The sequence below is a fragment of the Salmonella sp. NW1250 genome, assembly GCF_051812965.1.
Lineage (GTDB): Bacteria > Pseudomonadota > Gammaproteobacteria > Enterobacterales > Enterobacteriaceae > Salmonella > Salmonella enterica.
The window spans coordinates 233,905-259,649 of the sequence record NZ_JAMNDD010000006.1 but is presented as its reverse complement, the minus strand read 5'-3'; the positions used below and the strand labels follow the sequence as shown (position 1 = coordinate 259,649).

General features: G+C 50.2%; 20 protein-coding genes. 10 read left to right on the top strand and 10 right to left on the bottom strand.

Annotation, left to right across the window (positions count from 1 at the left end; all coding sequences use genetic code 11):
• Positions 1-155 precede the first annotated feature (155 nt).
• Positions 156-362: a DUF1107 domain-containing protein gene (locus NBA72_RS13100; RefSeq protein WP_439004996.1), complete on the top strand. Its 207-nt coding sequence runs from the start codon at positions 156-158 to the stop codon at positions 360-362.
• Between the two features lie 84 nt (positions 363-446).
• Here NBA72_RS13100 and NBA72_RS13095 read toward each other — a convergent pair whose 3' ends face one another.
• Together NBA72_RS13095 and msrA are read right to left on the bottom strand one after the other, a co-directional pair.
• Positions 447-1,790, bottom strand: coding sequence for a hemolysin family protein (locus tag NBA72_RS13095; RefSeq protein WP_000934970.1), 1,344 nt, complete (start codon positions 1,788-1,790; stop codon positions 447-449).
• Positions 1,791-1,972: 182 nt separating this feature from the next.
• Positions 1,973-2,611 carry a peptide-methionine (S)-S-oxide reductase MsrA gene (gene msrA, locus NBA72_RS13090; RefSeq protein WP_000051464.1) on the bottom strand — a complete coding sequence of 213 codons (639 nt, stop codon included), beginning with the start codon at positions 2,609-2,611 and terminating at the stop codon, positions 1,973-1,975.
• Between the two features lie 212 nt (positions 2,612-2,823).
• On the opposite strand from msrA, the gene tamA reads away from it, so the two are divergent.
• From tamA to NBA72_RS13075, 3 genes are read left to right on the top strand one after another with little or no spacing between them, the layout of a single operon-like run.
• Positions 2,824-4,557 carry an autotransporter assembly complex protein TamA gene (gene tamA / locus NBA72_RS13085; protein WP_001120235.1) on the top strand — a complete coding sequence of 578 codons (1,734 nt, stop codon included), beginning with the start codon at positions 2,824-2,826 and terminating at the stop codon, positions 4,555-4,557.
• Positions 4,554-8,333: an autotransporter assembly complex protein TamB gene (tamB, locus tag NBA72_RS13080; RefSeq protein WP_042947867.1), complete on the top strand. Its 3,780-nt coding sequence runs from the start codon at positions 4,554-4,556 to the stop codon at positions 8,331-8,333. Before tamA ends, tamB begins: the two co-directional genes overlap by 4 nt.
• A gap of 2 nt (positions 8,334-8,335) precedes the next feature.
• Positions 8,336-8,680, top strand: a complete 345-nt coding sequence (locus tag NBA72_RS13075) for a gamma-glutamylcyclotransferase family protein (protein ID WP_001219167.1) — start codon at positions 8,336-8,338, stop codon at positions 8,678-8,680.
• Between the two features lie 53 nt (positions 8,681-8,733).
• Here the strand turns inward: NBA72_RS13075 and NBA72_RS13070 are convergent, their stop codons facing one another.
• From NBA72_RS13070 to fbp, 4 genes are all read right to left on the bottom strand, one after another.
• Positions 8,734-9,942 (bottom strand): MFS transporter, encoded by a 1,209-nt coding sequence (locus tag NBA72_RS13070; protein ID WP_000203131.1) that lies wholly within the window; start codon positions 9,940-9,942, stop codon positions 8,734-8,736.
• Positions 9,939-11,102, bottom strand: a complete 1,164-nt coding sequence (locus NBA72_RS13065) for a metallo-dependent hydrolase (protein ID WP_023138836.1) — start codon at positions 11,100-11,102, stop codon at positions 9,939-9,941. Before NBA72_RS13065 ends, NBA72_RS13070 begins: the two co-directional genes overlap by 4 nt.
• Positions 11,103-11,511: 409 nt before the next feature.
• Positions 11,512-12,042: an inorganic diphosphatase gene (gene ppa, locus NBA72_RS13060; RefSeq protein WP_000055079.1), complete on the bottom strand. Its 531-nt coding sequence runs from the start codon at positions 12,040-12,042 to the stop codon at positions 11,512-11,514.
• 226 nt (positions 12,043-12,268) lie between these two features.
• Positions 12,269-13,267 (bottom strand): class 1 fructose-bisphosphatase, encoded by a 999-nt coding sequence (fbp, locus tag NBA72_RS13055; protein WP_000853764.1) that lies wholly within the window; start codon positions 13,265-13,267, stop codon positions 12,269-12,271.
• Between the two features lie 174 nt (positions 13,268-13,441).
• Between fbp and mpl the strand changes: the two genes are divergently transcribed.
• Together mpl and iolR are read left to right on the top strand one after the other, a co-directional pair.
• Complete coding sequence (mpl, locus tag NBA72_RS13050) at positions 13,442-14,821, top strand: UDP-N-acetylmuramate:L-alanyl-gamma-D-glutamyl-meso-diaminopimelate ligase (RefSeq protein ID WP_001219833.1); 1,380 nt, start codon at positions 13,442-13,444, stop codon at positions 14,819-14,821.
• Between the two features lie 490 nt (positions 14,822-15,311).
• Positions 15,312-16,145: a myo-inositol utilization transcriptional regulator IolR gene (iolR, locus tag NBA72_RS13045; protein ID WP_000033840.1), complete on the top strand. Its 834-nt coding sequence runs from the start codon at positions 15,312-15,314 to the stop codon at positions 16,143-16,145.
• A 50-nt stretch (positions 16,146-16,195) separates the two neighbouring features.
• On the opposite strand, the gene iolT1 is transcribed toward iolR, so the two are convergent.
• The gene (iolT1, locus tag NBA72_RS13040; protein WP_000107709.1) at positions 16,196-17,629 is read right to left on the bottom strand and encodes a myo-inositol import MFS transporter IolT1; all 1,434 of its coding nucleotides are present in this window, start codon (positions 17,627-17,629) and stop codon (positions 16,196-16,198) included.
• Between the two features lie 458 nt (positions 17,630-18,087).
• On the opposite strand from iolT1, the gene iolT2 reads away from it, so the two are divergent.
• A complete protein-coding gene (iolT2, locus tag NBA72_RS13035; protein WP_000083108.1) occupies positions 18,088-19,524 on the top strand; it encodes a myo-inositol import MFS transporter IolT2 in 1,437 nt (478 codons plus the stop codon).
• A gap of 352 nt (positions 19,525-19,876) precedes the next feature.
• On the opposite strand, the gene iolB is transcribed toward iolT2, so the two are convergent.
• The 3 genes from iolB to NBA72_RS13020 are packed head-to-tail and all read right to left on the bottom strand — an operon-like array spanning position 19,877 to position 22,534.
• Positions 19,877-20,686: a 5-deoxy-glucuronate isomerase gene (gene iolB, locus NBA72_RS13030; RefSeq protein ID WP_000002010.1), complete on the bottom strand. Its 810-nt coding sequence runs from the start codon at positions 20,684-20,686 to the stop codon at positions 19,877-19,879.
• A gap of 24 nt (positions 20,687-20,710) precedes the next feature.
• A complete protein-coding gene (gene iolA, locus NBA72_RS13025; RefSeq protein WP_042947861.1) occupies positions 20,711-22,216 on the bottom strand; it encodes a malonate-semialdehyde dehydrogenase IolA in 1,506 nt (501 codons plus the stop codon).
• 15 nt (positions 22,217-22,231) lie between these two features.
• Positions 22,232-22,534, bottom strand: a complete 303-nt coding sequence (locus tag NBA72_RS13020; RefSeq protein WP_071591110.1) for a hypothetical protein — start codon at positions 22,532-22,534, stop codon at positions 22,232-22,234.
• Positions 22,535-22,656: 122 nt separating this feature from the next.
• Between NBA72_RS13020 and reiD the strand changes: the two genes are divergently transcribed.
• The 3 genes from reiD (at position 22,657) to iolG1 (ending at position 25,689) form a co-directional block, all read left to right on the top strand.
• Positions 22,657-23,481, top strand: a complete 825-nt coding sequence (gene reiD, locus NBA72_RS13015) for a myo-inositol utilization transcriptional regulator ReiD (RefSeq protein ID WP_000332219.1) — start codon at positions 22,657-22,659, stop codon at positions 23,479-23,481.
• Between the two features lie 258 nt (positions 23,482-23,739).
• Positions 23,740-24,660: a myo-inosose-2 dehydratase gene (gene iolE / locus NBA72_RS13010; protein WP_012601329.1), complete on the top strand. Its 921-nt coding sequence runs from the start codon at positions 23,740-23,742 to the stop codon at positions 24,658-24,660.
• An 18-nt stretch (positions 24,661-24,678) separates the two neighbouring features.
• Positions 24,679-25,689, top strand: a complete 1,011-nt coding sequence (iolG1, locus tag NBA72_RS13005) for an inositol 2-dehydrogenase IolG1 (protein ID WP_000172704.1) — start codon at positions 24,679-24,681, stop codon at positions 25,687-25,689.
• Positions 25,690-25,745 lie beyond the last annotated feature (56 nt).

The window sequence follows — 25,745 nt, the reverse complement described above, 5'->3', positions numbered from 1 at the left end:
AATTCTGAATAACTGTAATCAAAAGGTAAATATACTTATGCACACTGGAAACGACGTAGATATGGTCTATAGTCATATGGCATTAAAATTTGCGCCTTAAAACTGTTGGGCCGATTGTGGCACCGCAAGGGCGTAATACTCTGCAGGAGACAACAATGAAAATTTTCCAACGCTACAACCCGCTACAGGTGGCGAAGTACGTGAAGATCCTGTTCCGTGGACGGTTATATATCAAGGATGTTGGCGCTTTTGAGTTCGATAAGGGTAAGATGCTTATCCCAAAAGTGAGAGACAAGCAGCACTTGTCTGTGATGTCTGAAGTTAACCGTCAGGTTATGCGTCTGCAAACTGAGATGGCGTAACCAAAAGTGCTATGCAGTAGGTTAAAAAAGTAAAAAAAAACGGCTCCTGAATCAGGAGCCGTTGATGTTTCTGGCAAACGGATTTCAGGCCGCGCTGTCTTCTTTACCTTGCGCATCGGGCAGTTTTGGCGCCGGTACGTTGCTTTTATTGTCGAGACGCGTCACCAGCAACTGATCGATACGGTAGTTGTCGATATCCACCACTTCAAATTTGTAGCCGGAAAACTTCACCGAATCGGTACGTTTTGGGATCTTGCGCAGCATAAACATCATAAAGCCGCCAATGGTTTCATAGTTGCCGGATTGCGGAAACTCATCGATATCCAGCACGCGCATGACGTCGTCAATCGGCGTGCCGCCGTCAACCAGCCAGGAATTTTCATCGCGTGCCACAATTTGCTCTTCCAGCCCCTGGCCGACCAGGTCACCCATTAGCGTGGTCATCACATCGTTCAGCGTAATGATACCGACGACCAGCGCGTATTCATTCATAATGACCGCGAAATCCTCGCCCGCCGTTTTGAAACTTTCCAGCGCCTCAGAAAGGGTCAGCGTATCCGGCACAATCAAGGTATTGCGAATTTGCACGCCGCCATTCAGCGCCATACTTTGGTTCGCCAGCACGCGGTTCAGCAGATCTTTGGAGTCTACATAGCCGATGATGTGGTCGATATCTTCATTACACACCAAAAATTTTGAGTGCGGATGTTCGGCGACCTTTTTCTTCAGGCTTTGTTCGTCTTCGTGCAGATCAAACCAGATGATACTTTCGCGCGGCGTCATGGAAGACGGTACGGTGCGGGATTCAAGTTCAAACACATTTTCAATCAGTTCGTGCTCTTGCTTGCGCAAGACGCCCGCCAGCGCGCCGGCTTCCACCACTGCGTAAATATCATCAGAAGTAATGTCGTCTTTCCGCACCATTGGAATTTTGAACAGGCGGAAGATGTTGTTTGCCATGCCGTTAAACAGCCACACCAGCGGGCGAAAAACGAACAGGCAGAAGCGCATCGGGTTGATGATACGCAAAGCCACAGCTTCTGGCGCAATCATACCGATGCGTTTCGGGGTTAAATCCGCGAACAGGATAAACAGCCCCGTCACCAGCGAGAAAGAGAGAATAAAGCTCAGCTGCTCGGAGAGTTCTGGCGACATATAGTGCGAGAAAAGGGCGGAAAAGGCGGGCGAAAATGCCGCATCGCCGACGATACCGCCAAGAATAGCGACGGCGTTCAGGCCAATTTGCACAACGGTGAAAAACATGCCGGGATTTTCCTGCATTTTCAATACGCGTTGTGCGTTGATACTGCCTTCATCAGCTAATAACTTAAGTTTAATCTTACGTGATGCGGCAAGCGAGATCTCGGAGATGGAGAAGAACGCACTTACAGCGATCAGGCAGAATATAATGAATATACTGTTTAACATATCTTATCCGGCGAAACGCCAGATCCTCGGAAGGGAAGTTTATAAATCCGTGTGGTAACGTTTAATGAAAACCGGCTCGTAGCAGTGAGCCGATAAGTTCAGGGCTAGTATAGCGTAAGCTACTGTAAAGTCGCCAGAGGGTTCATTTTCAACTCCGACAAGTTCCCCCTACGCCAGCGTCGTCACGCGTCAGGCGGCAGGCAAACGCCGATCCCGCCAATCCCGCAGTAACCGTATGGATTTTTGTGCAGATACTGTTGGTGTTCATCTTCGGCGTAGTAAAACGGCGTCGCATGGGCGATTTCCGTGGTAATAGGGCGATGGTTTCCGGCGGCGGCCATTGCCGACTGAAAGCGCTCGCGACTGGCGTGAGCAGCGGCACTCTGTTCCGGCGTTAAGGGATAAATCGCAGAACGGTATTGCGTACCGTGATCGTTACCCTGTTGCATCCCCTGCGTTGGATCGTGATTTTCCCAGAAAATCTGTAAAAGCTGCTCATAACGGATAACGGCAGGATCGTACACTATCCGTACCGCTTCGGCATGACCGGTCTGCCCGGAGCAGACTTCCCGGTAGGTTGGATTAGGCGTGTAACCGCCCGCATACCCTGCCGCGGTGCTATATACGCCGGGCAATTGCCAGAATAAACGTTCTACGCCCCAGAAACAGCCCATAGCGAAGTAGGCGATCTCCATCCCGGCAGGGACATTGGTCATAGAGTGTTCATTTACCGCATGCAGAGTGGCGATCGGCATCGGGGTGTTGCGTCCTGGTAACGCATCTGCTTGAGTAACCAGATGTTTTTTATCAAATAAACTCATGAGCTATTCTCCCGAAAGCGTTAATTGGCGTTAAGGTTGTAACGAGACGCATCTTTGCACACAATAACAACATTAATGTATCTGGATTTAACCATAAGAAATATTTGGGCAGTCGTCTGCTTTTCAATCGCAATTGTTGATTTTATGTTAAGCCGCGGAGCGGTAGTGTGATTTTTTCCAGGGGTGGGAATAGGGGATATTCAGGAGAAAATGTGCCACATATCCGTCAGTTATGTTGGGTTAGCTTACTGTGCCTGAGCAGTTCTGCGGTAGCCGCAAATGTTCGTCTGAAAGTCGAAGGGCTATCCGGAGAGCTGGAAAAAAACGTTCGCGCACAGCTCTCTACGATTCAGAGCGATGAGGTGACGCCGGATCGGCGCTTTCGCGCCCGAGTTGATGATGCGATTCGCGAAGGGCTTAAAGCGTTAGGCTATTACGAACCCACTATCAAATTCGACCTGCTTCCACCGCCTGCGAAAGGACGGCAGGTATTAATCGCCAGGGTTACGCCCGGCCAGCCGGTGTTGATTGGCGGTACAGAAGTCATTTTACGCGGCGGCGCGCGCACGGACAAAGATTATCTGGCCTTACTGAAAACGCGTCCGGCAATCGGCACGGTGCTGAACCAGGGAGACTATGACAATTTTAAAAAGTCGTTAACCAGCGTGTCGCTACGTAAAGGCTATTTCGACAGCGAATTCGTTAAAAGTCAGTTGGGAATTGCTCTGGGCCGTCATCAGGCGTTTTGGGATATTGATTATGATAGCGGTGAGCGCTATCGCTTCGGACCTGTCACCTTCGAAGGTTCGCAGATTCGTGATGAATATTTACAAAATCTGTTGCCGTTTAAAGAGGGTGATGAGTACGAATCGAAAGATTTGGCGGAACTAAACCGCCGACTTTCCGCTACCGGATGGTTTAATTCTGTCGTGGTGGCGCCGGAATTTGAGAAATCGCGTAAAACAAAAATTCTGCCGTTAAAAGGCGTGGTATCGCCGCGAACCGAAAATACGATTGAAACCGGGGTGGGGTACTCCACCGACGTCGGGCCGCGCGTGAAAGCGTCGTGGAAAAAACCGTGGATGAACTCTTACGGTCATAGTCTGACCACCAGCACCAGTATTTCTGCGCCGGAACAGGTGCTGGATTTTAGTTATAAAATGCCGCTGCTGAAAAACCCGCTGGAGCAATACTATCTGGTACAGGGCGGTTTTAAACGTACCGATTTGAATGATACGGAGCAGGACTCGACCACGCTTGCCGTGTCGCGTTACTGGGACCTTTCCAGCGGTTGGCAGCGGGCGATTAACCTGCGCTGGAGTTTCGACCACTTTACCCAGGGGAACGTCACCAACACCACCATGCTGTTCTACCCGGGCGTGATGATCAGTCGAACCCGCTCGCGAGGGGGACTGATGCCAACCTGGGGCGATTCGCAGCGCTATTCAGTAGACTATTCGAATACGGCCTGGGGCTCCGACGTGGATTTCTCCGTGCTGCAGGCGCAAAACGTCTGGATTCGGACTTTGTACGATCGCCACCGTTTTGTGATGCGCGCCAATTTGGGCTGGATAGAAACCGGTGATTTCGACAAAGTTCCGCCGGATTTACGTTTCTTCGCCGGGGGCGACCGCAGTATTCGCGGCTATAAATACAAATCTATTTCGCCTAAAGATAGCGACGGCAATCTTAAAGGCGCCTCAAAACTGGCAACCGGATCGCTGGAGTACCAGTATAACGTCACCGGCAAATGGTGGGGGGCAGTGTTTGTCGATAGCGGCGAGGCGGTGAGTGATATTCGCCGTAGCGATTTCAAAACCGGGACCGGGGTCGGCGTGCGCTGGGCGTCGCCGGTTGGGCCTATCAAACTCGATTTTGCCGTACCGGTCGGCGACAAAGACGAACACGGTTTACAGTTTTATATCGGTCTGGGGCCTGAATTATGAGTTTATGGAAGAAAATAAGCCTCGGCGTGTTGATTTTCATTGTGGTGTTACTGGCGAGCGTTGCGTTTCTGGTCGGGACGACGACGGGGCTGCATCTGGTATTCAGTGCGGCGAACCGCTGGGTGCCGGGGCTGGAGATTGGGCAGGTCACCGGCGGCTGGCGGGACTTATCGTTAAAAAATATCCGCTATGAGCAGCCGGGCGTTGCGGTGAATGCGGGCGAAATTCATCTGGCCGTCGGGCTTGATTGCCTGTGGCGCAGTAGCCTGTGCGTCAATGATCTGGCGCTAAAAGACATTAATGTCGCTATCGACAGCAAAAAAATGCCACACTCCGAACCGGCGCAAGAAGAGGAAGAAAGCGGACCGCTGAACCTCTCCACCCCCTGGCCCATCACGCTGTCGCGCGTGGCGTTGAATAACATCAATATCAAGATTGATGACACTACCGTTTCGGTGCTGGATTTTACCTCCGGGCTGGCATGGCAGGAGAAAAACCTGACCCTGAAACCGACGCGGCTTCAGGGATTGCTGATCGCGCTGCCGAAGGTCGCTGACGTGGCGCAGGAAGAGGTGGTTGAACCCAAAATCGAGAAACCTCAACCGGATGAAAAGCCGCTTGGCGAAACGCTAAAAGATCTGTTTGCAAAACCGGTAATGCCGGAGATGACCGATGTTCACCTGCCGCTCAATCTGAATATCGAGTCATTTCGCGGCGAGCAGCTACGCATCACCGGCGATACCGATCTGACGGTGCGCACGATGCTGCTTAAAGTCAGCAGTATCGACGGTAATATGAAGCTGGATACGCTGGATATCGACGCCAACCAGGGCACGGTGAAAGCCTCCGGTACGGCGCAGCTCGCCAATAACTGGCCGGTTGATATTACGCTCAACAGTACGCTGAATATCGATCCGCTAAAGGGTGAAAAGATAAAACTCAAGGTCGGCGGCGCGCTACGCGAACAACTGGAGGTCGGGGTGAACCTTTCCGGGCCGATGGATGTCGCGCTTCGCGCCCAGACGCGGCTGGCGGAGGCCGGTTTACCGCTCAATCTTGAAGTCGTCAGCCAACGCATTGCCTGGCCATTGACGGGTGATACCCAGTTTCAGGCTGACGAGCTGAAGCTCAAACTGAGCGGTAAGATGACCGACTATACGTTGTCGATGCGAACCGCCGTGAAAGGACAAGATATTCCGCCGGCGACCATTACGCTGGATGCCAAAGGGAATGAGCGGCAGATTAATCTCGATAAACTTACCATCGCCGCTCTGGAGGGAAAAACCGAACTGAAAGCGCTGGTGGACTGGCAGCAGGCGATTAGCTGGCGCGGCGAACTGACGCTGAATGGCATCAATACCGCTAAAGAGATCCCGGACTGGCCCGCGAAGCTTAACGGCGTCATGAAAACCAAAGGCAGCCTCTACGGCGGCACCTGGCAGATGGATGTCCCGGAACTCAAGCTGACCGGCAATGTGAAGCAGAACAGCGTTAACGTCAACGGGACGCTAAAGGGCAACAGCTACATGCAGTGGACGATCCCGGGGCTGCACCTTGCGCTGGGCCCAAACAGCGCCGATATAAAAGGCGAGCTTGGCGTTAAGGAGCTGAATCTTGACGCCGCCATCGATGCGCCAGGGCTGGATAATGCGCTGCCAGGACTGGGCGGCATGGCAAAAGGAATCGTTAAAGTCCGCGGTACGGTAGAAGCGCCGCAGCTGTTGGCGGATATCACCGCCCGCGGTCTGCGCTGGCAGGAGCTGTCTGTCGCCCAGGCGCGCATTGAGGGCGATATTAAATCCACCGATCAGATAGCGGGCCATCTCAACGTTCGCGTAGAGCGGATTTCGCAGCCCGACGTTAACATCAATCTGGTGACGCTTGACGCCAAAGGCAGCGAGAAGCAGCATCAGCTACAGCTCCGTGTTCAGGGAGAACCGGTATCCGGTCAACTCTCCCTGACAGGCAGTTTTGATCGCGAGGCGGCGCGCTGGAAAGGGACGTTAAGCGACACCCGTTTCCAGACGCCAGTGGGGCCATGGTCGTTGACCCGCGCGATTGCGCTGGACTACCGTAATAAAGAACAGAAAATCAGTATCGGGCCGCATTGTTGGCTGAACCCGAACGCCGAGCTGTGCGTACCGCAAACCATTGATGCGGGCGCCGCAGGACGGGCGGTGGTCAATCTCAACCGCTTTGATCTGGCGATGCTGAAGCCATTTATGCCTGATACCACTCAGGCCAGCGGGATCTTTAGCGGGAAAGCGGACGTGTCGTGGGACACCACCCAGGAGGGATTGCCGCAGGGGAAGGTCACGCTTTCCGGTCGTAATGTGAAGGTCACGCAGACCGTCAATGACGCGCCGTTACCGGTCGCGTTTGAGACGCTGAACCTCAGCGCCGATCTGCACAATAATCGCGCCGAGCTGGGATGGCTGATTCGCCTGACGAACAATGGTCAATTCGATGGCCAGGTGCAGGTAACCGATCCTCAGGGGCGGCGCAATCTCGGCGGTAACGTCAACATGCGCAATCTCAATCTGGCGATGGTCAACCCTGTCTTTTCGCGCGGCGAAAAAGCGGCGGGAATGTTAAACGCCAGGCTACGTCTGGGTGGCGATGTGCAAAGCCCGCAGTTGTTTGGTCAGTTGCAGCTTAGCGCGCTGGATATTGACGGTAATTTTATGCCGTTTGAGATGCAGCCGAGCCAGCTCACCATGAACTTTAGCGGGACGCGTTCGACGCTCGCCGGTATCGTGCGAACACAACAAGGGCAAATTAACCTGAACGGCAACGCCGACTGGAGTCAGATTGACAACTGGCGCGCGCGGGTGACGGCGAAAGGCAGCCGGGTGCGGATTACCGTTCCGCCGATGGTGCGCCTGGATGTCTCGCCGGATGTGGTCTTTGACGCGACGCCTTCGCTGTTCACGTTGGATGGGCGTGTGGACGTTCCGTGGGCGCGAATTGTGGTGCACGACCTGCCGGAGAGCGCGGTCGGCGTCTCCAGCGATGTGGTTATGCTCAACAATGACTTGCAACCAGAAACGCCGCAGACAGCGTCTATTCCCATCAACAGTAATCTGACGGTCCACGTCGGCAACAACGTGCGCATCGACGCCTTCGGGCTTAAAGCGCGTTTGACCGGCGATTTGAAAGTCGCGCAGGATAAGCAGGGGCTGGGGCTGAATGGTCAAATCAATATTCCTGACGGCCGATTCCGCGCCTACGGCCAGGACCTGCTTGTCCGTAAAGGCGAGCTGCTGTTCTCCGGCCCGCCGGATCAGCCGCTGCTCAATATCGAAGCGATCCGTAACCCTGACGCCACCGAAGACGATGTCATTGCGGGCGTGCGTGTCACAGGCACTGCTGATGAACCCAAAGCGGAAATCTTCTCCGATCCGGCGATGCCGCAGGCTGAAGCGCTTTCTTATCTGCTGCGTGGGCAGGGGTTGGACAGCAATCAGAGTGATAGCGCAGCAATGACCTCCATGCTTATTGGCCTGGGGGTTGCGCAAAGTGGTCAGGTTGTGGGTAAAATCGGAGAGACATTCGGTGTAAGTAATCTGGCGCTGGACACGCAAGGGGTGGGCGATTCGTCCCAGGTTGTGGTCAGCGGCTATGTACTGCCGGGTCTACAGGTGAAGTATGGTGTAGGGATATTTGACTCTCTGGCGACGCTCACGTTACGTTATCGCCTGATGCCTAAGCTATATCTGGAAGCAGTGTCTGGCGTAGATCAGGCACTTGATTTGCTCTATCAGTTTGAGTTTTAGCAATGCGAATATTTGTCTATGGCAGTTTACGACAGAAACAAGGCAACAGTCACTGGATGACCAATGCCCAATTGCTTGGCGATTACCGTATCGATAACTACCAGTTGTATAGTCTGGGCCACTATCCAGGCGCAGTTCCGGGAAACGGAGCGGTATACGGTGAAGTTTATCGAATTGATAACGCCACGCTGGCCGAACTTGATGCTTTGCGCACCAGGGGCGGTGAATACGCACGCCAGTTAATCCAGACGCCTTACGGCAGCGCATGGATGTATGTATATCAACGTCCTGTTGATGGGTTAACTCTGATTGAAAGCGGTGACTGGTTAGACAGAAACCAGCCCTGAACTGAACACGCCACCCTCGGGTGGCGTTGTTTTTTACATTCTGGCTGATGGCGCTAGCGCCGGGCATGGTGAGCTCTTATTCTGCCGTAGATCAATAATGACGCGCCGCCCAGGATAACAATGCATCCGAGAACCATAAATCCCTGCATATAGCTGCCGGTTGTCCGGTAAAAATAGCCGACCATTAGGCCTGCCAGCGTACCGCCGCCGCCGGCTCCGATGCCATTAATAATACCGGAGGCTGGGCCAATCGCATGGGGTTTAACGTTCGACTGGATAATCGACCAGATGTTGGGGGTAAAGCTGGCGGCATAATAACCCATCGCCAGGGTAATGAGCGTGATTTTAAAGCCCGGCGCATCGACAAATGGCAGGAGAAATAACATCACGCCGGGGATTAGTAGGCCCAGTGAAGCAATAAGTACACGCTTTTGTGTCTTATCACTGATCCATGAGATAGGGATTGCCAGTATAACCGCAGTCAGATAAGGCAGAGAACTGACCAATGCTTTACTGAATCCGGTATAGCCGAGAGAATTGACAACCATGGGTATCCATAACGTAATTCCCCAGAACAACATCCCTTGAGTGATGTAGGTAAAAATAAGGAGTAGGAAGGGGGTTCCGCCCAGCGATTCCAGGGTAAGTTTAGTTTTCTCTGTTGGCGCCGGCGCACGATAATAAGGCGCTTCTTCCTGTTTTTTCAGCATTGTTATATAAAGTGGAACCACAACAACAATGCCGATCACACCAGTGATAATAAAAACATTTCGCCAACCGAAGGCAGCATCCAGCGGAGACAAAATCATAAATCCCAGGCCTAATGCCAGGAACTGTCCATAATACTGGATAATGCTGTTCGCCTGCGTCCGTTCTTTGTCTGAAAACCAGTCGCTGGCGAAGCGGGACTGCTGCGGCCAATAAATGCCTTCGGTAATGCCAAGCACTAGCCGACAAATCAAAATAACATACACTGACGAGGTAAATCCGACAAAAACGGTCGCAATCGACCAGATTAGCACCATCAGAATGACTATTTTTTTCGGATCGTATCGCTGGGTAAATACGCCGCCAAAAATATTTGAAAAGGCATAGCCAATAAGAAATATGGTTAATACAATGCTGGCCGTTGCGCCATCAATATTCAGGTCGTGTGTAATCGTAGGTAACGTAACGGAAAGATTAGAACGGTCAAGATAAGCAACAAAAAGGCCGAACATTAATGTCGCGCCGATCCGTAGCCATTTTTGCATTGAGGTCATTTTTCAACTCCGTTTGGCCGCGCGCCAAAATCAATTTGACGAAATAATATCTCACCGGATTTTATGGTCATTTGTGGTACCAGCACATGCGTCCCCGTGAGCGTTTCACCATGAATATCGGCAAATTCAACATGCCTGTTTTTTAATTTAAAGATGGCGATATCGGCAAATGCCCCAGGGGCCAGCGTACCAATTTCTGCTGCCATGCCCAATAAAACTGCTGGGGTATGGGTACAGGCGTTAATGACATCGGTAAGCGCGACGCCGAGTGCTAAGTATTTCGATAAAATCCATGGTAAGGCGTAAACAGGCCAGGCGAGTTTAGTGATGGTTGAGAGATCGCTACTGATGATATCCGGAAGAAAGCCATTGGCGATGGCCCGGCGTGCCGTGTTCATTGAAAAATGGCTGCGACCATTGGCGGCATCAAATATAACGCCTCTTTCCCTTGCCTGACGGACTTCGGCTAAGACAGCGCCTTCATCAGTAAGAATGGTGCTACCTTTGCCGTGAAACGCATGAGCGATAATATCGCCGCGGCGTAGCAAGGAGACAAGTTCTTTCATGGGAACGATGGGATGAGTCGAGTGTATTGCCACGGGACACTTTAAATCGTTGGCAATACGAAGGGATTCAGTCAGCGGTTTTAAGCCATATTCAGCAATGTCCTCAGTCTGAACCTTGAGTTTTAATCCCTGAAGAACGTTGCGATACTGGCGAAACAGCGCGTGGATCTTATTTTCATCAATATTGTCAGGATCATAATTTTCTTGTGACCAGGTTTGGCCCGGCGGCGACACGGTCAGAAACGCTTTGATTCGAACTTTGCTGGCGCAAATCACCGTTCGGTAGAAGGCATCAAAGTTTGCCGTACCGGCAGAACCTGCATCCACGACGGTGGTGACGCCATTCGGCGGCATGTACATATCAGGCCTGACGCCGCCTTCCGTCGCGTCATAAAAAACATGCGCGTGATAATCGATAAGACCGGGAGTGACGATCATGCCGTCGGCATGGATAATCCGGGTCTCCGAAGTTACAGGATATTTATCGGCATCAACGATAATATCGTTAATGATGCGTAAATTGTTAATCTCATTAATATTACGAGCGGGATCGATGATATGTCCACCGGTAATTAATATATCATTTTTCATCATAATCTCTTAAAATAGTAAATAACTATGGCAGCCCTTAAAAATATATTAAAAAGTGTGTTTTGAGCGGATGTTATGTTGGATTAAAAATACGGTTATTGGTAGGGAGAGCTTAGGATACCTTATTAAAAAGGTAATCGGGCCTATGCACTAAATAAGAATTTGGCGCTTGCTAATATTTAGGGCGTAAGTCCAGAGGAGTCTGCGGGCATTCACAAAACAATTATTATCTTAAGCTTTTTAGAGAAAATGTGAGCGTATTCAACCCTTTTTAATAAAAAATAAGGTAAAGTCTTATTCATTCCGTGAATGTTAAACTAATAATGATAAAAATTGTGTTCTATTCATTAGCCAATAAAAAGGCCCTCATTACTATGAGAGCCTTTATCTTGACGCTTATGTAAAAGCGAACTTATTTCTTCGCTGCGCGCTCGAAGGAGGCAACGATTTCCGCTTTAGCCGCTTCGGCGTTGTCCCAACCGTCAACTTTCACCCATTTGCCTTTTTCGAGATCTTTATAATGCTCGAAGAAATGAGTGATCTGCGCTTTCAGCAGTTCCGGCAGATCGTTCACATCTTTAATGTGATCGTACTCTTTGCTCAGTTTGGTGTGCGGTACGGCAACCAGTTTCGCATCTTCACCGGATTCGTCGGTCATTTTCAGTACGCCAACCGGACGGCAACGGATGACGGCGCCTGGCTGCAGCGGGTACGGCGTCGGGACCAGAACGTCTACCGGGTCGCCGTCCAGAGACAGGGTATGGTTGATGTAACCGTAGTTGCACGGATAGAACATCGCGGTGGACATGAAGCGGTCAACGAACAGCGCGCCGCTCTCTTTGTCAACTTCGTATTTGATCGGATCTGCGTTAGCCGGGATCTCGATAACGACGTAGATATCTTCCGGCAGTTCTTTACCCGCCGGGACGTTGAGTAAGCTCATGTCTGTTTCCTTTGAATTTATGACAAACAAGTGGCGAGTATTATAGCCAACTCACGCCGAAAGTCTTCGCTTGTTTTCGTTTCCGCCTCATCTGGCGCGTCGTTGCGGAGCATGAACACCAAAGGTTAAGAACCGGAAAAATCACGGGTCTGATAAGGCAACGCCGCCATCGGACATGTTATTGCCCAATGGCGGCTTCATGCGTTATTCCGCATGGTGGTAAAGATTACGCGTCCGGGTATTCGCGGATAAAGCGTTCCACATCGTCAACCATATGGCGGTTGCCGACGAAGAACGAGCGGCGCTGGTGCAGGCTTTCCGGAATGATATCCAGAATACGTTCTTTACCATCGCTTGCTTTGCCGCCGGCCTGTTCCGCGAGGAACGCCATCGGGTTGCATTCATACAGCAGACGCAGTTTTCCCTGCGGATGGCTGGCGGTGCTGGGGTAGAGATAGATGCCGCCTTTCAGCAGGTTGCGGTGGAAATCGGCCACCAGAGAGCCAATGTAACGTGAGGTATAAGGGCGACTTGTTGAACTATCCTCTTCCTGGCAGAATTTGATGTACTTCTTCACGCCATTCGGGAACTTAATGTAGTTGCCTTCGTTAATGGAGTAGGTTTTACCCTTTTCCGGGAAACGCATACGTTCCTGGCACAGACAGAACACGCCCAACGACGGATCGTAGGTGAAAGCGTGTACGCCGCAGCCGGTGGTGTAAACCAGCATGGTGGACGAGCCATACACGACATATCCCGCAGCGACCTGTTTGTTGCCGGGTTGCAGGAAATCTTCTTCGGTGACCGGCGTGCCGACAGGCGTCACGCGGCGATAAATCGAGAAAATCGTACCGACAGAGACGTTAACGTCGATGTTAGAAGAGCCATCCAGAGGGTCCATCAGCACCACATATTTCGCGTGTTCGCAGCCTTCAAAGACGACAATTTCGTCCTCTTCTTCCGATGCGATGCCCGCTACAATATCGCGCGCTTTTAGTGCAGCTTTCAGTTTCTCGTTCGCGAACAGATCGAGTTTCTGCTGAACCTCGCCCTGTACGTTCTCAGCACCGCTGGCACCCAGGATATCGACCAGACCGGCCTTGTTGATATCGCGGTGGATGATCTTGGCGCCCAATTTTATTGCCGACAGCAAAGCAGTGAGCTCACCGGTAGCCTGAGAGAACTCGTGCTGCTTTTCGACAATAAATTCACCTAACGTTTTCATAACACTTTCCCTGCAATTGATTGGAGTAAAGCGACCGTAACAATCTTAACAAACATTTCAGATGATGCGCTCAGGTGAATCGCGCCAGCAAAGTACAGATTTACCTGAAATGCGTTTCTCACTTGCCAGACATGTGCGTAAAATGGCTCGCAGATAAAAAAAGGATAGTGACGTATGCGCATTCATATTTTGGGAATTTGTGGCACTTTCATGGGGGGGCTGGCGATGCTGGCTCGCTCGCTTGGTCATGAAGTAACGGGTTCGGACGCCAATGTGTATCCGCCGATGAGTACCTTACTTGAGAAGCAAGGCATTGATCTGATCCAGGGTTATGACGCCAGCCAGCTCGATCCGCAGCCGGATCTGGTGATTATCGGCAATGCGATGACGCGCGGGAATCCGTGCGTGGAAGCGGTGCTGGAAAAAAACATTCCCTTTATGTCTGGTCCACAGTGGCTGCACGACTTTGTGTTGCGCGATCGCTGGGTACTGGCGGTCGCCGGTACCCACGGCAAAACCACGACCGCAGGCATGGCGACCTGGATACTGGAAGCGTGCGGGTACAAACCGGGCTTTGTGATTGGCGGCGTACCGGGCAACTTTGAGGTTTCCGCGCGCCTGGGCGAGAGCCCGTTCTTTGTTATCGAAGCGGATGAGTACGACTGCGCGTTCTTTGATAAACGTTCTAAATTTGTGCATTACTGCCCGCGGACGCTGATCCTCAACAACCTTGAGTTTGATCATGCCGACATCTTCGACGATCTGAAAGCGATCCAGAAGCAGTTCCACCATCTGGTGCGCATCGTGCCGGGGCAGGGGCGCATCATCTGGCCGGAAAACGACATCAACCTGAAACAGACCATGGCGCTGGGCTGCTGGAGCGAGCAGGAGCTGGTGGGCGAGCAGGGACACTGGCAGGCGAAGAAGCTGACTACGGATGCTTCCGAGTGGGAAGTGTGGCTGGACGGCGAAAAAGTCGGCGATGTGAAATGGGGCCTGGTCGGCGAACATAACATGCACAACGGTCTGATGGCGATTGCCGCCGCGCGCCACGTGGGCGTCGCGCCCGCAGAAGCTGCCAGTGCGCTGGGGTCATTTATTAACGCCCGCCGCCGTCTGGAGCTACGCGGTGAAGCGAACGGCGTGACGGTGTATGACGATTTTGCTCACCATCCGACGGCAATTCTGGCCACGCTGGCGGCGCTGCGCGGTAAAGTGGGCGGCACCGCGCGCATTATCGCAGTGCTGGAGCCGCGCTCTAACACGATGAAGATGGGGTTATGCAAGGATGACCTGGCGCCGTCGTTAGGGCGTGCGGATGAAGTGTTCCTGCTGCAGCCGCCGCATATTCCGTGGCAAGTGGCGGAAGTCGCCGAAGCCTGCGTACAGCCTGCTCACTGGAGTGGCGATGTCGATACGCTGGCGGAAATGGTGGTGAAAACCGCACAGCCTGGCGATCACATCCTGGTGATGAGCAACGGCGGTTTCGGCGGCATCCATCAGAAATTGCTGGATGGGCTGGCGAAAAAAGCTCAGAACGTAACAGCGTATTAAATGACTATGCGGTCAGCCAGCCTTGTGGCTGGCTGTTTTATATGGGGCATCTTGCCATCGAAAGCGCATTCCGCTCGCCGGGAGACGTTAAAGCAATACTGAAAAATCATTTGCCGCTCAGTATTGAAAAAGAGTAGACGCATATCCTTAAAGTAATCAGTGTAATACACTAAGAGTGTTCCGCCGGTTGCCGTATGCGGGACGAAAAGAGCCAGTTCGCAATAACAGATGAAGGTTTCGTGATTTATAAACGTCATCTTCTGCCTTTCAACGTTTGCGATGCCGCCTGGCTGCGGGCATCGTCCAGTCATAACAATGCTGATCCTGTCGCATTTATGCGGTCAGATTCAGATTGCTCAGAACCCAGCCCGCCAGCAAATTCTGTACTGAAGGTAACCACAGCGCAATTTGAATGTTGTTAACTGTATGTTCAGTTCATTTGTGCTAATATGGTTATTTACGAAATTTTCGTTCTATTAGAGTATCATGCATGTCTAAACATCAAACTCAACTTTCCTTACTGCAGGATGATATCCGCAGTCGCTATGACAGCCTTAGCAAACGTCTTAAACAAGTTGCTCAGTATATTCTGGATAACAGTAATAGCGTTGCTTTTGACACGGTCGCTTCCATCGCGCAACATGCCGATGTTCCCCCTTCGACACTGATTCGTTTTGCTAATGCGTTTGGTTTTAGCGGATTTAATGAAATGAAACAGGTATTTCGCCAGCACCTGATGGAGGAAACAGTAAGCTATACCGAGCGGGCGCGTCTGTTCAGACAGAAAAATGCGGATGAAGGGGAACCTACCCCGGAAAAGCCGGGTGAAATTCTGAAGCTATTTTCAATGGTGAATGCACAGGTATTACAACAATTACCGGTGCAGATTAAAAATGAGCAGTTGGATGCGGCGGTAAATCTGTTAGCGAAAGCCGACAATATTTATGTGATTGGATTACGTCGTTCGTTTAGCGTGGCCAGTTATTTAACCTACGCATTGCGTCATCTGGAGAGACGGGCATTTTTAATTGACGGTATTGGCGGAATGTTCTCTGAACAGCTAAGTATGGTCAGCCCTGACGATGTTGTTATTGCCATCAGCTACTCGCCTTACGCGCAGGAAGTGGTGGAATTAGTCGAGCTTGGTGCGAAACGCGGTGCGCACCATATTGCGATAACCGATAGCCAGGTCAGCCCGCTGGCAGCGTTCAGTGAAGTCTGTTTTGTGGTACGTGAAGCGCAGGTCGATGGTTTCCGTTCTCAGGTCGCGTCCATGTGTCTGGCGCAAACGTTAGCGGTTTCACTGGCGCTGGCGACGGAGTAAAAAAACAAGCCGATGATCGTATTTAGCGATCATCGGCATTGTGGTGAAACTTAATCAGAATAACGTTCGGTTTGAATTGGCTGCAGTTTTTTTCTGCGTTTTGCTAACACTACGCTCTCCATTTTCTCCAGCGAAATGCCTTTTGTTTCCGGCAGGTAACGGCAGATAAAGAAGTAACTGAAGATGCAGCAGATGGCGAATATCCACATTGGAAATGCGCCGTGGAAATGCGAAAGTAAATACGGGTTTTCATTAATCATCGGGAAGAATTGCGAAACTAAAAAGTTTGCCATCCACATAAATCCGACCGAAATACTCATTCCCTGCGACCTCATCCGGTTAGGGAATATTTCAGAAATAAGCACCCATGCGCCCACGCCCCAGGAAAGCGCGTAGAAAATCATAAAGAACAGCATACCGAATAGCGCGAAATAACCGGTTGCCTGGCTGTACAGCGCCCATGAGGTGAGCAACAAGCCGATGATGCTGCCAATAGTGCCTTTACGCATCAGCGACAAACGCCCCATCTTATCCATAATCATTGCGCCAATAATGGAACCGATAAGCTGAATCACGCCGATCCAGATTGTCTGGAACAGGGCCTCCTGGGCGCTACCGGTCACATCCTTAAGGACGATTGGCGCGTAATACATCATGACGTTAACCCCTGTTACCTGTTGCAGCATAGCGATCATGCAGCCCAGAATCAGGATGAAACGCACGTTCCCGTCGCGGTAATTGAGTTTTTGATGGGCGTTTAGTTGGTCGTTTTGCAGTGAGGTTTTTATATCGGCAAGAAGATGTCTGGCATGTTCTTCGTTGGATATTTTGGTCAGTATTTTTAGCGTCTCCTCCTCGCGACCAATCATCATCATCCAGCGGGGAGATTCCGGGATTAAAAAGACTAAAATACAGAACAAAATGCAGGGAATAATACCCGCAGCAAACATATAGCGCCAGCCAAGTTCAATGAGCCAGGTATCCGCTGCAATTGATGCTATTTTGTAGTTAACGTAGAAGATCAGAATCTGACCGAAAACGATAGCGAACTGCTGCATACTTAATGCTCTGCCGCGCATGTTTTTCGGTGAGACTTCAGACATATACATCGGTGATACTGTTGCCGCCAGGCCGACTGCCAGTCCACCGATAATGCGATAAATCACAAAATGGGTGAACGTGTAGGAGAGGGAGGTGCCCACTGCGGAAATAGTGAATAACAGCGCTGAAACCATCAATGATTTCTTGCGTCCAAAACGTTTGGATAAATATCCGGCGCTAAACGAACCAATAACGCACCCCACCACAACGCAGGAAACCGCCCAGCCGGTCTCAGCAGGAGATAGATGAAAGTAGCTGGTCAGTGAACCAATCGCACCTGAAATAACAGCAGTATCGTAGCCAAATAATATTCCGCCCAGTGCGGCAATCGCGCAGATGCGTAATATGTAACCCGTATTATAACAACTATCTGATGTGGACATAGGTAGATTATCTCCAGAATAAACTTCATCTATCTGTTTGAATTTAGTGAACAAATAGACAAATTCATCTTATGTCGGTCATTGCCGTAGCTCTGCCGACGATCTTATAGCTATTGAGAACTCTCGTTTCACAACCTATGTTTTAATTTCAAAACGATCAATAATGAAACTTATGTTTTGTTATGGGTATCACATTTCGAATTTCATAATCCTGGCGTTTTTTATCGTTAAGATGCTGCGTTTTGCGCAGTGCTCTCATATATATTGATGAATTTACTTGATTTTATTGCTTTCGTGACAATGCCTGAACTCAATTTGTCAGGGGCCGTACTTTTTGTTCTTTCCTGGAACATCTCCATTTCGTGATCTTTTGCATGGAATTTTTCTTCTAATGAATGCAAAAATAAAATGAAAAATTTCATTGGTGTGTTGTTTCCTCAACAGGCAAGGGAGGGATTATGTCTCAGAGAAGTAAGTACAATTCGGCCTATGTGTACGTCCTGTGTTGTATTGCGGCGCTGGCTGGATTGATGTTTGGTTATTCAACGGCGGTGATTACCGGGGTGGTATTGCCTTTACAGCAGTATTACCAACTGACGCCAACCGAGACCGGATGGGCCGTTTCCAGTATCGTGATTGGTTGTATCATCGGCGCGCTGGTCGGTGGAAAAATTGCCGATAAACTGGGGCGTAAACCTGCGCTTCTGATCATTGCGATCATTTTTATCGCTTCTTCCTTAGGGGCGGCGATGAGTGAATCGTTCATGATCTTCTCCCTTTCCCGCATTGTGTGTGGTTTTGCGGTTGGGATGGCCGGAACGGCATCCACCATGTATATGTCTGAACTGGCGCCTGCTGAAATTCGCGGCAAAGCGCTGGGCATTTACAATATCTCTGTGGTATCTGGCCAGGTTATCGTGTTTATAGTCAACTATCTGATAGCAAAAGGAATGCCTGCTGATGTGCTGGTTTCCCAGGGCTGGAAGACTATGCTTTTTGCCCAAGTGGTACCCTCCATTGCGATGTTAGCGATTACGCTTTTCCTACCCGAATCACCGGCATGGTGCGCCCGTAACAACCGCAGCGAAGCTCGTTCGATAAAGGTGCTTACCCGGATCTACAGTGGATTAACGGCCACAGATGTGGCCGCTATTTTTGACAGCATGAAAGAAACCGTACGTCCACAGGACAACGTCGCCGGGGGAGAACGCACCAACCTGAAAAGCTCGCCGGTGCTCCGCTATATTCTGTTGGTTGGATGCTGTATCGCCGTTTTGCAACAGTTCACAGGCGTTAACGTAATGAACTATTATGCGCCGCTGGTGTTGCAGAACAGCAGTACCGAAGTGGTTATGTTCCAGACCATTTTTATCGCGGTATGTAATGTGGTGGGCAGTTTTATCGGCATGATCCTGTTCGACCGCTATGGCCGTATACCGATTATGAAAATTGGTACCATCGGCTCAATTGTCGGCCTGTTGATCGCGTCATACGGTTTGTACACCCACGATACAGGCTACATTACCATCTTTGGCATCCTGTTTTTTATGCTGCTGTTTGCCGTCAGCTGGAGCGTTGGCGCATGGGTACTGATTTCTGAGGTTTTCCCTGAAAAAATAAAAGGTTTTGGGATGGGGCTGGCGGTGAGCCTGATGTGGATAGCCAACTTCCTCATCTCACTGTTGTTCCCGGTCATAAATGATAACGCCTGGCTGCAGGAGACCTTCGGCGGCGCTTTCTCGATGTGGATTTTTGTCGTCTTTAATTTGGTCTGCTATGTCTTTATTTCTCGTTATGTGCCGGAAACAAAAGGGGTGCCGCTAACAGAAATTGAACGGCTGGCCGAGAACAAGCTGCGTGAAATTCAGGGGAAACGTCGCGATGTAATAGCCTGATACCTCTCCAATATTAGCGGAGAATATCCAGAGATATTCTCCGCTGGTTACACAACCTTTACTCCCTCCAGCGAGTGCGCACAGGATATACCCTGTTGAAACCTCCCCAGTGTTTACCACCTCTACGTAACTACTTGATCCATAATAATATCGGCAAATAGGGTAAGTCTTCTTCTGCATCATTATTTTATTGCGTATGCCTGGTGGGGGCCGTGCCGTAAATACGCTATATACAAAACAGGGAAATAATTTAAGAGCAGGCGGATAGCGATCTTATGAGCGTGTGTGGCGCAGAGTTGAATAAAAAAGCCAGCCGCAGAGGACGGCTGGCAAAGTACCACTCAACGAAGTGTTATCGCGGGTAGTCTGGTGAGTTAATCCACGCGTGGTTCTCTTCCCAGGTGAAACGCCATTTTCGTAGCGGGCCGGCCATCACGTTCAGATAGTAGTTATCGTAACCCGCGATGGTGGCAACCGGGTGGTAGCCTTTAGGTACTTTCACTACATCCCGGTTATAGACCGCCATACATTCATCCAGGCTGCGATCGTCGGTGTAGACGCGCTGTAAGCAGAATCCCTGAGGTGGATTGAAACGGTGATAGTACGTCTCTTCCAGATAGGTCTCCTGGCCTTCAACTGCCGTATCGTGCTTGTGCGCGGGCCAGGAGCTGGTATCGCCTTCATTAGTGTACACTTCAACGACTAGCAGGCTGTCGGCGAGCTGGCTATCAGGAAGGATGTTATGCACCAGGCGCTGATTGCGCCCTTTTCCCCGATGCTCTACCCCGACCTCTTGTGGCGAGATCAGACGTACCGGAAGCTCTCCGAATCCCGGCGCGCTGCATACGGCTAGCTCAAGGTCGGTTTCGGCTGTCACTTTCGCCTCCGTATGATGGGGGAGGTAAACCGAATAAGCCGGAATGCGTTCAAACGGACTCATGCGCTGACCAATCCGATAGAAAAAACTGTCGGCGGCCTTAACGCTGGCCAGCCCGGCAACCAGCACCAGACAGCGTTCACGCTCATCGGACGGCAGGGTTATCGACTCTCCAGCCTTCAACTGCCAGACATCAAAACCGACATACTCCCAGCCTGCATTTTGAGGGGAAATGTGTTGGATATTTCCCGACTCAGAGGTACAGGTACTCAGCAAGTTGGCCATAATCTTCTCCTTCCTGAAAGCGTATTAACCGAGAGTCGGCATACTGAACTCCGATACGATCTGCTGTCCGTTCGGCCAACGCGAGGTAACGGTTTTCATCCGGGTATAGAAGCGCACGCCATCCGGCCCATGGACGTTCAGGGCGCCAAACACCGAGCGCTTCCAGCCGCCAAAAGAGTGAAATGCCATCGGAACCGGAACTGGAATATTAATACCGACCATCCCGGCTTCAACCGACTGGGCGAATTCGCGCGCATAGTGACCGTTGGTGGTGAAAATCACGCTGCCGTTGCCGAATTCATGGGAGTTTACCGTGCTAATGGCGGTGGCATAATCCGGGACGCGCACAATTCCGAGAACCGGGCCAAAAATTTCTTCACGCCAGATGGTCATCTCAGGCGTGACGTTATCAAACAGAGTGCCGCCGACATAAAAGCCTTCAGGATATCCCGCCACGCTATAGTTGCGGCCATCCATGACCAGAGTTGCTCCCTCGCTAACTCCTTTGTCGATGTAACCCAACACTTTCTGTTGATGAGCACGTGAAACAACCGGGCCCATTTCATTTTCATCTTTGCCGCGCAGCTCTCCCGGGCCGATACGTAGCGCCGCAATCAGCGGTTTCAGGCGTTCGATCAGACGGTCCGCCGTTTCATCGCCCACCGCGACCACTACCGGCAGCGCCATACAGCGTTCGCCCGCGGAACCAAATGCTCCGCCCATAATGGCGTTGACGGTGGCGTCCAGGTCTGCATCCGGCATGACGATTGCGTGATTTTTGGCGGCCCCGAAGGCCTGTACGCGTTTGCCATGGGCGCTGGCGGTGGTATAGATATGTTCCGCGACGGCGGAGGAACCGACAAAGCTGACGGCCTGTACGCGAGGGTCGCTGGTCAACAGGCTAGCCGCCTCATTGCCACAGTGAACAACGTTAAACACGCCGTCCGGCAGGCCAGCCTCCTGCAGAAGCTGCGCCATACGTAACGATGCGGACGGCACCAGTGCGGGCGGCTTCAGGACGAAGGTATTGCCGCAAGCCAGAGCAACCGGGAACATCCACATAGGCACCATTGCCGGGAAGTTAAACGGTGTGATGCCTGCCACAACCCCAAGCGGCTGCATTAATGAAAAGCTGTCAACGCCTGAGCCGACGTTAAAGGAGTACTCTCCTTTGCTGAGGTGCGGGATCCCGCAGGCAAATTCGACAACCTCTATGCCGCGCGTCAGTTCGCCAAGCGCATCTGACCAGACCTTGCCATGCTCGCTGACGATCAGCGCCGCCAGTTCGTCCCGATGATTTTCCAGTAATACTTTGAATTCAAAAAGGATACGTGCCCGGCGTAGCGGAGTCATTTTACTCCATGCCGGAAAAGCCTCATGTGCGCTTTGAATTGCCGCCAGCATCTCCTCTCGGGTGCTCTGGGTGACCTGACGAATTACTTTACCGGTGGCCGGATTAGTCACCGGTAGCGTCTCGCCGCTGCTGCTCAGTGTCGTTTTACCATGAATAAAATTGCCGACTGTTTCCATCTCTTTTTTATCCTCTTAAACCGATGTTGACGACGTTCTGACTGAGCGGTCACAGGAAAACCTGGTTATCTTCAGCCTAAAACGCATACCGTATTCAATGTAAATTTTAGGATTAAAAATTTCAAATTTATTTTTATGAAATTTTATTTTGAAAATTTGACGGCTGATTTTTATACGGGAGTATGTGCAGTAAGAAATCAAAAATCTAATTAACTTATTGATTTTTATTGTTTTTATTTGGTGTGGTATCAATGGTTGTCTGTTGTGACGAGGAAAGATTTGGAAAAAATTATGATCTATATAGCATTTTTGTTTCATTTGGTGTGGTATAAAAATTCAAATTTCAGGGGTGTTTCGGCACCACAGTTTCGGATATTGGAGGGTAAATCATGCGCTTGTGCTTCTGTCCTTCAGAACGAGAGAATAAGGCTCAGCCCCAGTTGGCGTATGTGAGTCAGGTCAGTGAGAGCAATGGTCCGTTTGTCCGGTTCATGCATATGCACCCACAGACCGTTGAACTGATTCTTATCACCGAAGGAGACGGGGAGTATTTCATTGGCGATCGCATCTACCCGGTTCGTAAAGGCGACCTGGTCATTTATAACAGCCAGGTGGTGCATGATGAGTATCTGGAAAGCGGGCGACCAATTGGCACTATTTGTTGTGGGATTAACAATATTTCGTGTCCGGGTCTACGTGAGAATGCGCTAATACCGGATGATATTGTGCCGGTTATTCCACTGTATCACCATTATGCGACGGTGGAAAAACTGATGAGCTCCGTGTTTACCGTTATTAATCAGCATGCGGTAGAAGGGCCAGCAATGGCGCAGCTATTGACCCAGGTAGTACTCAAATACATTGAGGGAAATGTCTTATTACGCACAGGTAACGATGCCATACAGCGCCATGAAAATTTACTTGATTCAATAAAATCCTATATTGATCGCAATTTCTATGAGCCAATTCGGCTGGATACGCTGGCGACGAAATTTAATGTCAGTCCTTATTATGTTTCCCATGAATTTAAACGCCGCTATGGTTATTCACCGATGGATTACCTGATAAAACGTAGGCTGGGGGAGGCTCAATCGTTACTAACCACGGATGAAGGCGGGCGCGAAAAGATCACCTCTATTGCCTATCGTGTTGGCTTTAGCAACCTTAGTCATTTTCAGAATTACTTCAAAAATAAAGTGGGGAAAACGCCCGGTCAATATCGAAAGGACTATCGTAAAGCTAATTATTTATTATTTGAATATTAATGCTTGCTAAAATTTAATCGTCATGAGAATGGTCGCAATACTGCGGCCATTTTTATTTGTCGGTATATTTTATGCGTTTATCTATAGCGCGAAAAGTCTGGCAATATCATTAAAGAGTGATGATTTTTTTGTGATACCTGACGCATTTATCCCACTTCTTCAACCAGGATAGATAAAGTTTTTCAGGCTACAAAAAGTAATATGTTGTCCATCAAAGGTTAATTTGCATCGCGGTATGCAGTAAAAGCGTTTCATTAAGTGGGAGCCAGCAACATGTACAATGTAAAAAAGAGCATTAAGTTGGGGATTGCGCCTATCGGTTGGCGCAATGATGATATTCCTGAGATTGGTAAAGAAAATACATATAAACAAATACTTAGTGATGCCGCGCTCACCGGTTTTTCCGGGACGGAAGTTGGCGGTTGTTATCCGCAGGATCCTGCTGAGTTAAATAAAGAGTTAATGCTTCGCGGACTGGAAATACCAGGCCAGTGGTTTTCTTCCTTTATTATTCGCGATGGTATTGCATCTGCGATGAATGCTTTTGAACAGCATTGTGCTTATTTGCAGGCAATACATGCATATGTCGCCGTTGTTTCTGAACAAACTTATAGTATTCAAGGTATTATCGATAAGTGCGTTTATACAGAGAAGCCTAACTTCAGCGACAGCGAATGGCAGCTTTTATGCGAAGGACTTAATGCGCTTGGGAAGATTGCCAATGCGCACGGGCTGAAGCTCGCTTTCCATCATCATATGGGCACCGGTGTGCAGACTCTGCCAGAAGTGGATCGACTCATGGAGAATACCGATCCGCAATTTGTACATCTGCTGTTTGATACCGGGCATATATATGTTTCTGACGGCGATGTCATGCCGCTACTGAGTAAACATTTTGATCGTATTAAACACGTTCATTTTAAAGATGTGCGTAATGAAAAACTCAAAGCATGTCGCCTCGCGAAGAAATCATTCCTCAATTCTTTCCTTGATGGTGTGTTTACCGTCCCCGGCGATGGAAATATTGATTTTAAATCCGTATTAGCTTATCTGGTCGGGCATCAATATTCTGGCTGGATTGTTGTTGAGGCCGAGCAGGATCCTAAGAAATATAACCCATTGGAATATGCGCAAAAAGGTAAAAAGCATATTGATGAGTTACTGAAAAATTATCTTTAATTGAAAAGGAAACAGAAAATGACTTTAAAAGCAGGTATTGTAGGTATCGGCATGATCGGCTCCGATCACTTAAGACGTCTGGCCAACACCGTGTCGGGTGTAGAGGTTGTTGCCGTATGTGATATCGTCGCGGGTAGGGCGCAGGCGGCGCTGGATAAGTATGCGATCGAAGCCAAAGATTATAATGACTATCACGATCTGATTAATGATAAAGACGTTGAAGTGGTCATCATTACCGCATCAAATGAGGCGCATGCCGATGTGGCCGTTGCCGCGCTAAATGCTAACAAATATGTTTTCTGCGAAAAACCGTTAGCGGTGACGGCTGCGGATTGTCAGCGTGTGATTGAAGCAGAGCAGAAAAATGGTAAGCGCATGGTGCAGATTGGTTTTATGCGCCGCTACGACAAAGGTTACGTTCAGCTGAAAAATATTATCGACAGCGGCGAAATCGGTCAGCCATTAATGGTTCATGGACGTCATTACAATGCCAGCACGGTGCCAGAATACAAAACGCCACAGGCTATCTATGAAACATTGATTCATGAAATTGACGTTATGCACTGGCTGCTTAACGAAGATTATAAAACCGTTAAGGTTTACTTCCCGCGTCAGTCCAGCCTGGTGACCACTCTGCGTGATCCGCAGCTGGTTGTAATGGAAACCACCTCCGGCATCAATATTGTGGTTGAAGTGTTTGTGAACTGCCAGTATGGCTATGACATTCACTGCGATGTTACCGGCGAGAAAGGAATGGCGGAGCTGCCAACCGTCGCCAGCGCCGCGGTACGGAAAGCGGCGAAGTATAGCACCGATATCCTGGTTGACTGGAAACAGCGCTTTATTGATGCCTACGACATTGAGTTCCAGGATTTCTTCGATCGCCTGAACGCAGGATTGCCGCCGGCAGGCCCAACGTCATGGGATGGTTATCTGGCTGCGGTTACCGCTGATGCCTGCGTGAAGTCTCAGGAAACAGGGAATACCGAGATTGTTGAATTACCCTCAAAACCTGATTTCTACAAATAAACCTTCCGCGTATTAAAACCTTCTGCCGGATAGCGATGCTTAAGCGTCCTATCCGG

Bases quoted from the DNA above. Each gene is read 5' to 3' on its own strand.
- iolR (WP_000033840.1), top strand. From the start codon at position 15,312: ATGTCTAAACATCAAACTCAACTTTCCTTACTGCAGGATGATATCCGC.
- mpl (WP_001219833.1), top strand. From the start codon at position 13,442: ATGCGCATTCATATTTTGGGAATTTGTGGCACTTTCATGGGGGGGCTG.
- NBA72_RS13070 (WP_000203131.1), bottom strand. From the start codon at position 9,942: ATGACCTCAATGCAAAAATGGCTACGGATCGGCGCGACATTAATGTTC.
- fbp (WP_000853764.1), bottom strand. From the start codon at position 13,267: ATGAAAACGTTAGGTGAATTTATTGTCGAAAAGCAGCACGAGTTCTCT.
- iolB (WP_000002010.1), bottom strand. From the start codon at position 20,686: ATGGCCAACTTGCTGAGTACCTGTACCTCTGAGTCGGGAAATATCCAA.
- iolG1 (WP_000172704.1), top strand. From the start codon at position 24,679: ATGACTTTAAAAGCAGGTATTGTAGGTATCGGCATGATCGGCTCCGAT.
- iolT2 (WP_000083108.1), top strand. From the start codon at position 18,088: ATGTCTCAGAGAAGTAAGTACAATTCGGCCTATGTGTACGTCCTGTGT.
- NBA72_RS13020 (WP_071591110.1), bottom strand. From the start codon at position 22,534: ATGAAACAAAAATGCTATATAGATCATAATTTTTTCCAAATCTTTCCT.
- iolT1 (WP_000107709.1), bottom strand. From the start codon at position 17,629: ATGTCCACATCAGATAGTTGTTATAATACGGGTTACATATTACGCATC.
- NBA72_RS13075 (WP_001219167.1), top strand. From the start codon at position 8,336: ATGCGAATATTTGTCTATGGCAGTTTACGACAGAAACAAGGCAACAGT.
- NBA72_RS13100 (WP_439004996.1), top strand. From the start codon at position 156: ATGAAAATTTTCCAACGCTACAACCCGCTACAGGTGGCGAAGTACGTG.
- iolA (WP_042947861.1), bottom strand. From the start codon at position 22,216: ATGGAAACAGTCGGCAATTTTATTCATGGTAAAACGACACTGAGCAGC.
- NBA72_RS13065 (WP_023138836.1), bottom strand. From the start codon at position 11,102: ATGATGAAAAATGATATATTAATTACCGGTGGACATATCATCGATCCC.
- ppa (WP_000055079.1), bottom strand. From the start codon at position 12,042: ATGAGCTTACTCAACGTCCCGGCGGGTAAAGAACTGCCGGAAGATATC.
- NBA72_RS13095 (WP_000934970.1), bottom strand. From the start codon at position 1,790: ATGTTAAACAGTATATTCATTATATTCTGCCTGATCGCTGTAAGTGCG.
- msrA (WP_000051464.1), bottom strand. From the start codon at position 2,611: ATGAGTTTATTTGATAAAAAACATCTGGTTACTCAAGCAGATGCGTTA.
- tamB (WP_042947867.1), top strand. From the start codon at position 4,554: ATGAGTTTATGGAAGAAAATAAGCCTCGGCGTGTTGATTTTCATTGTG.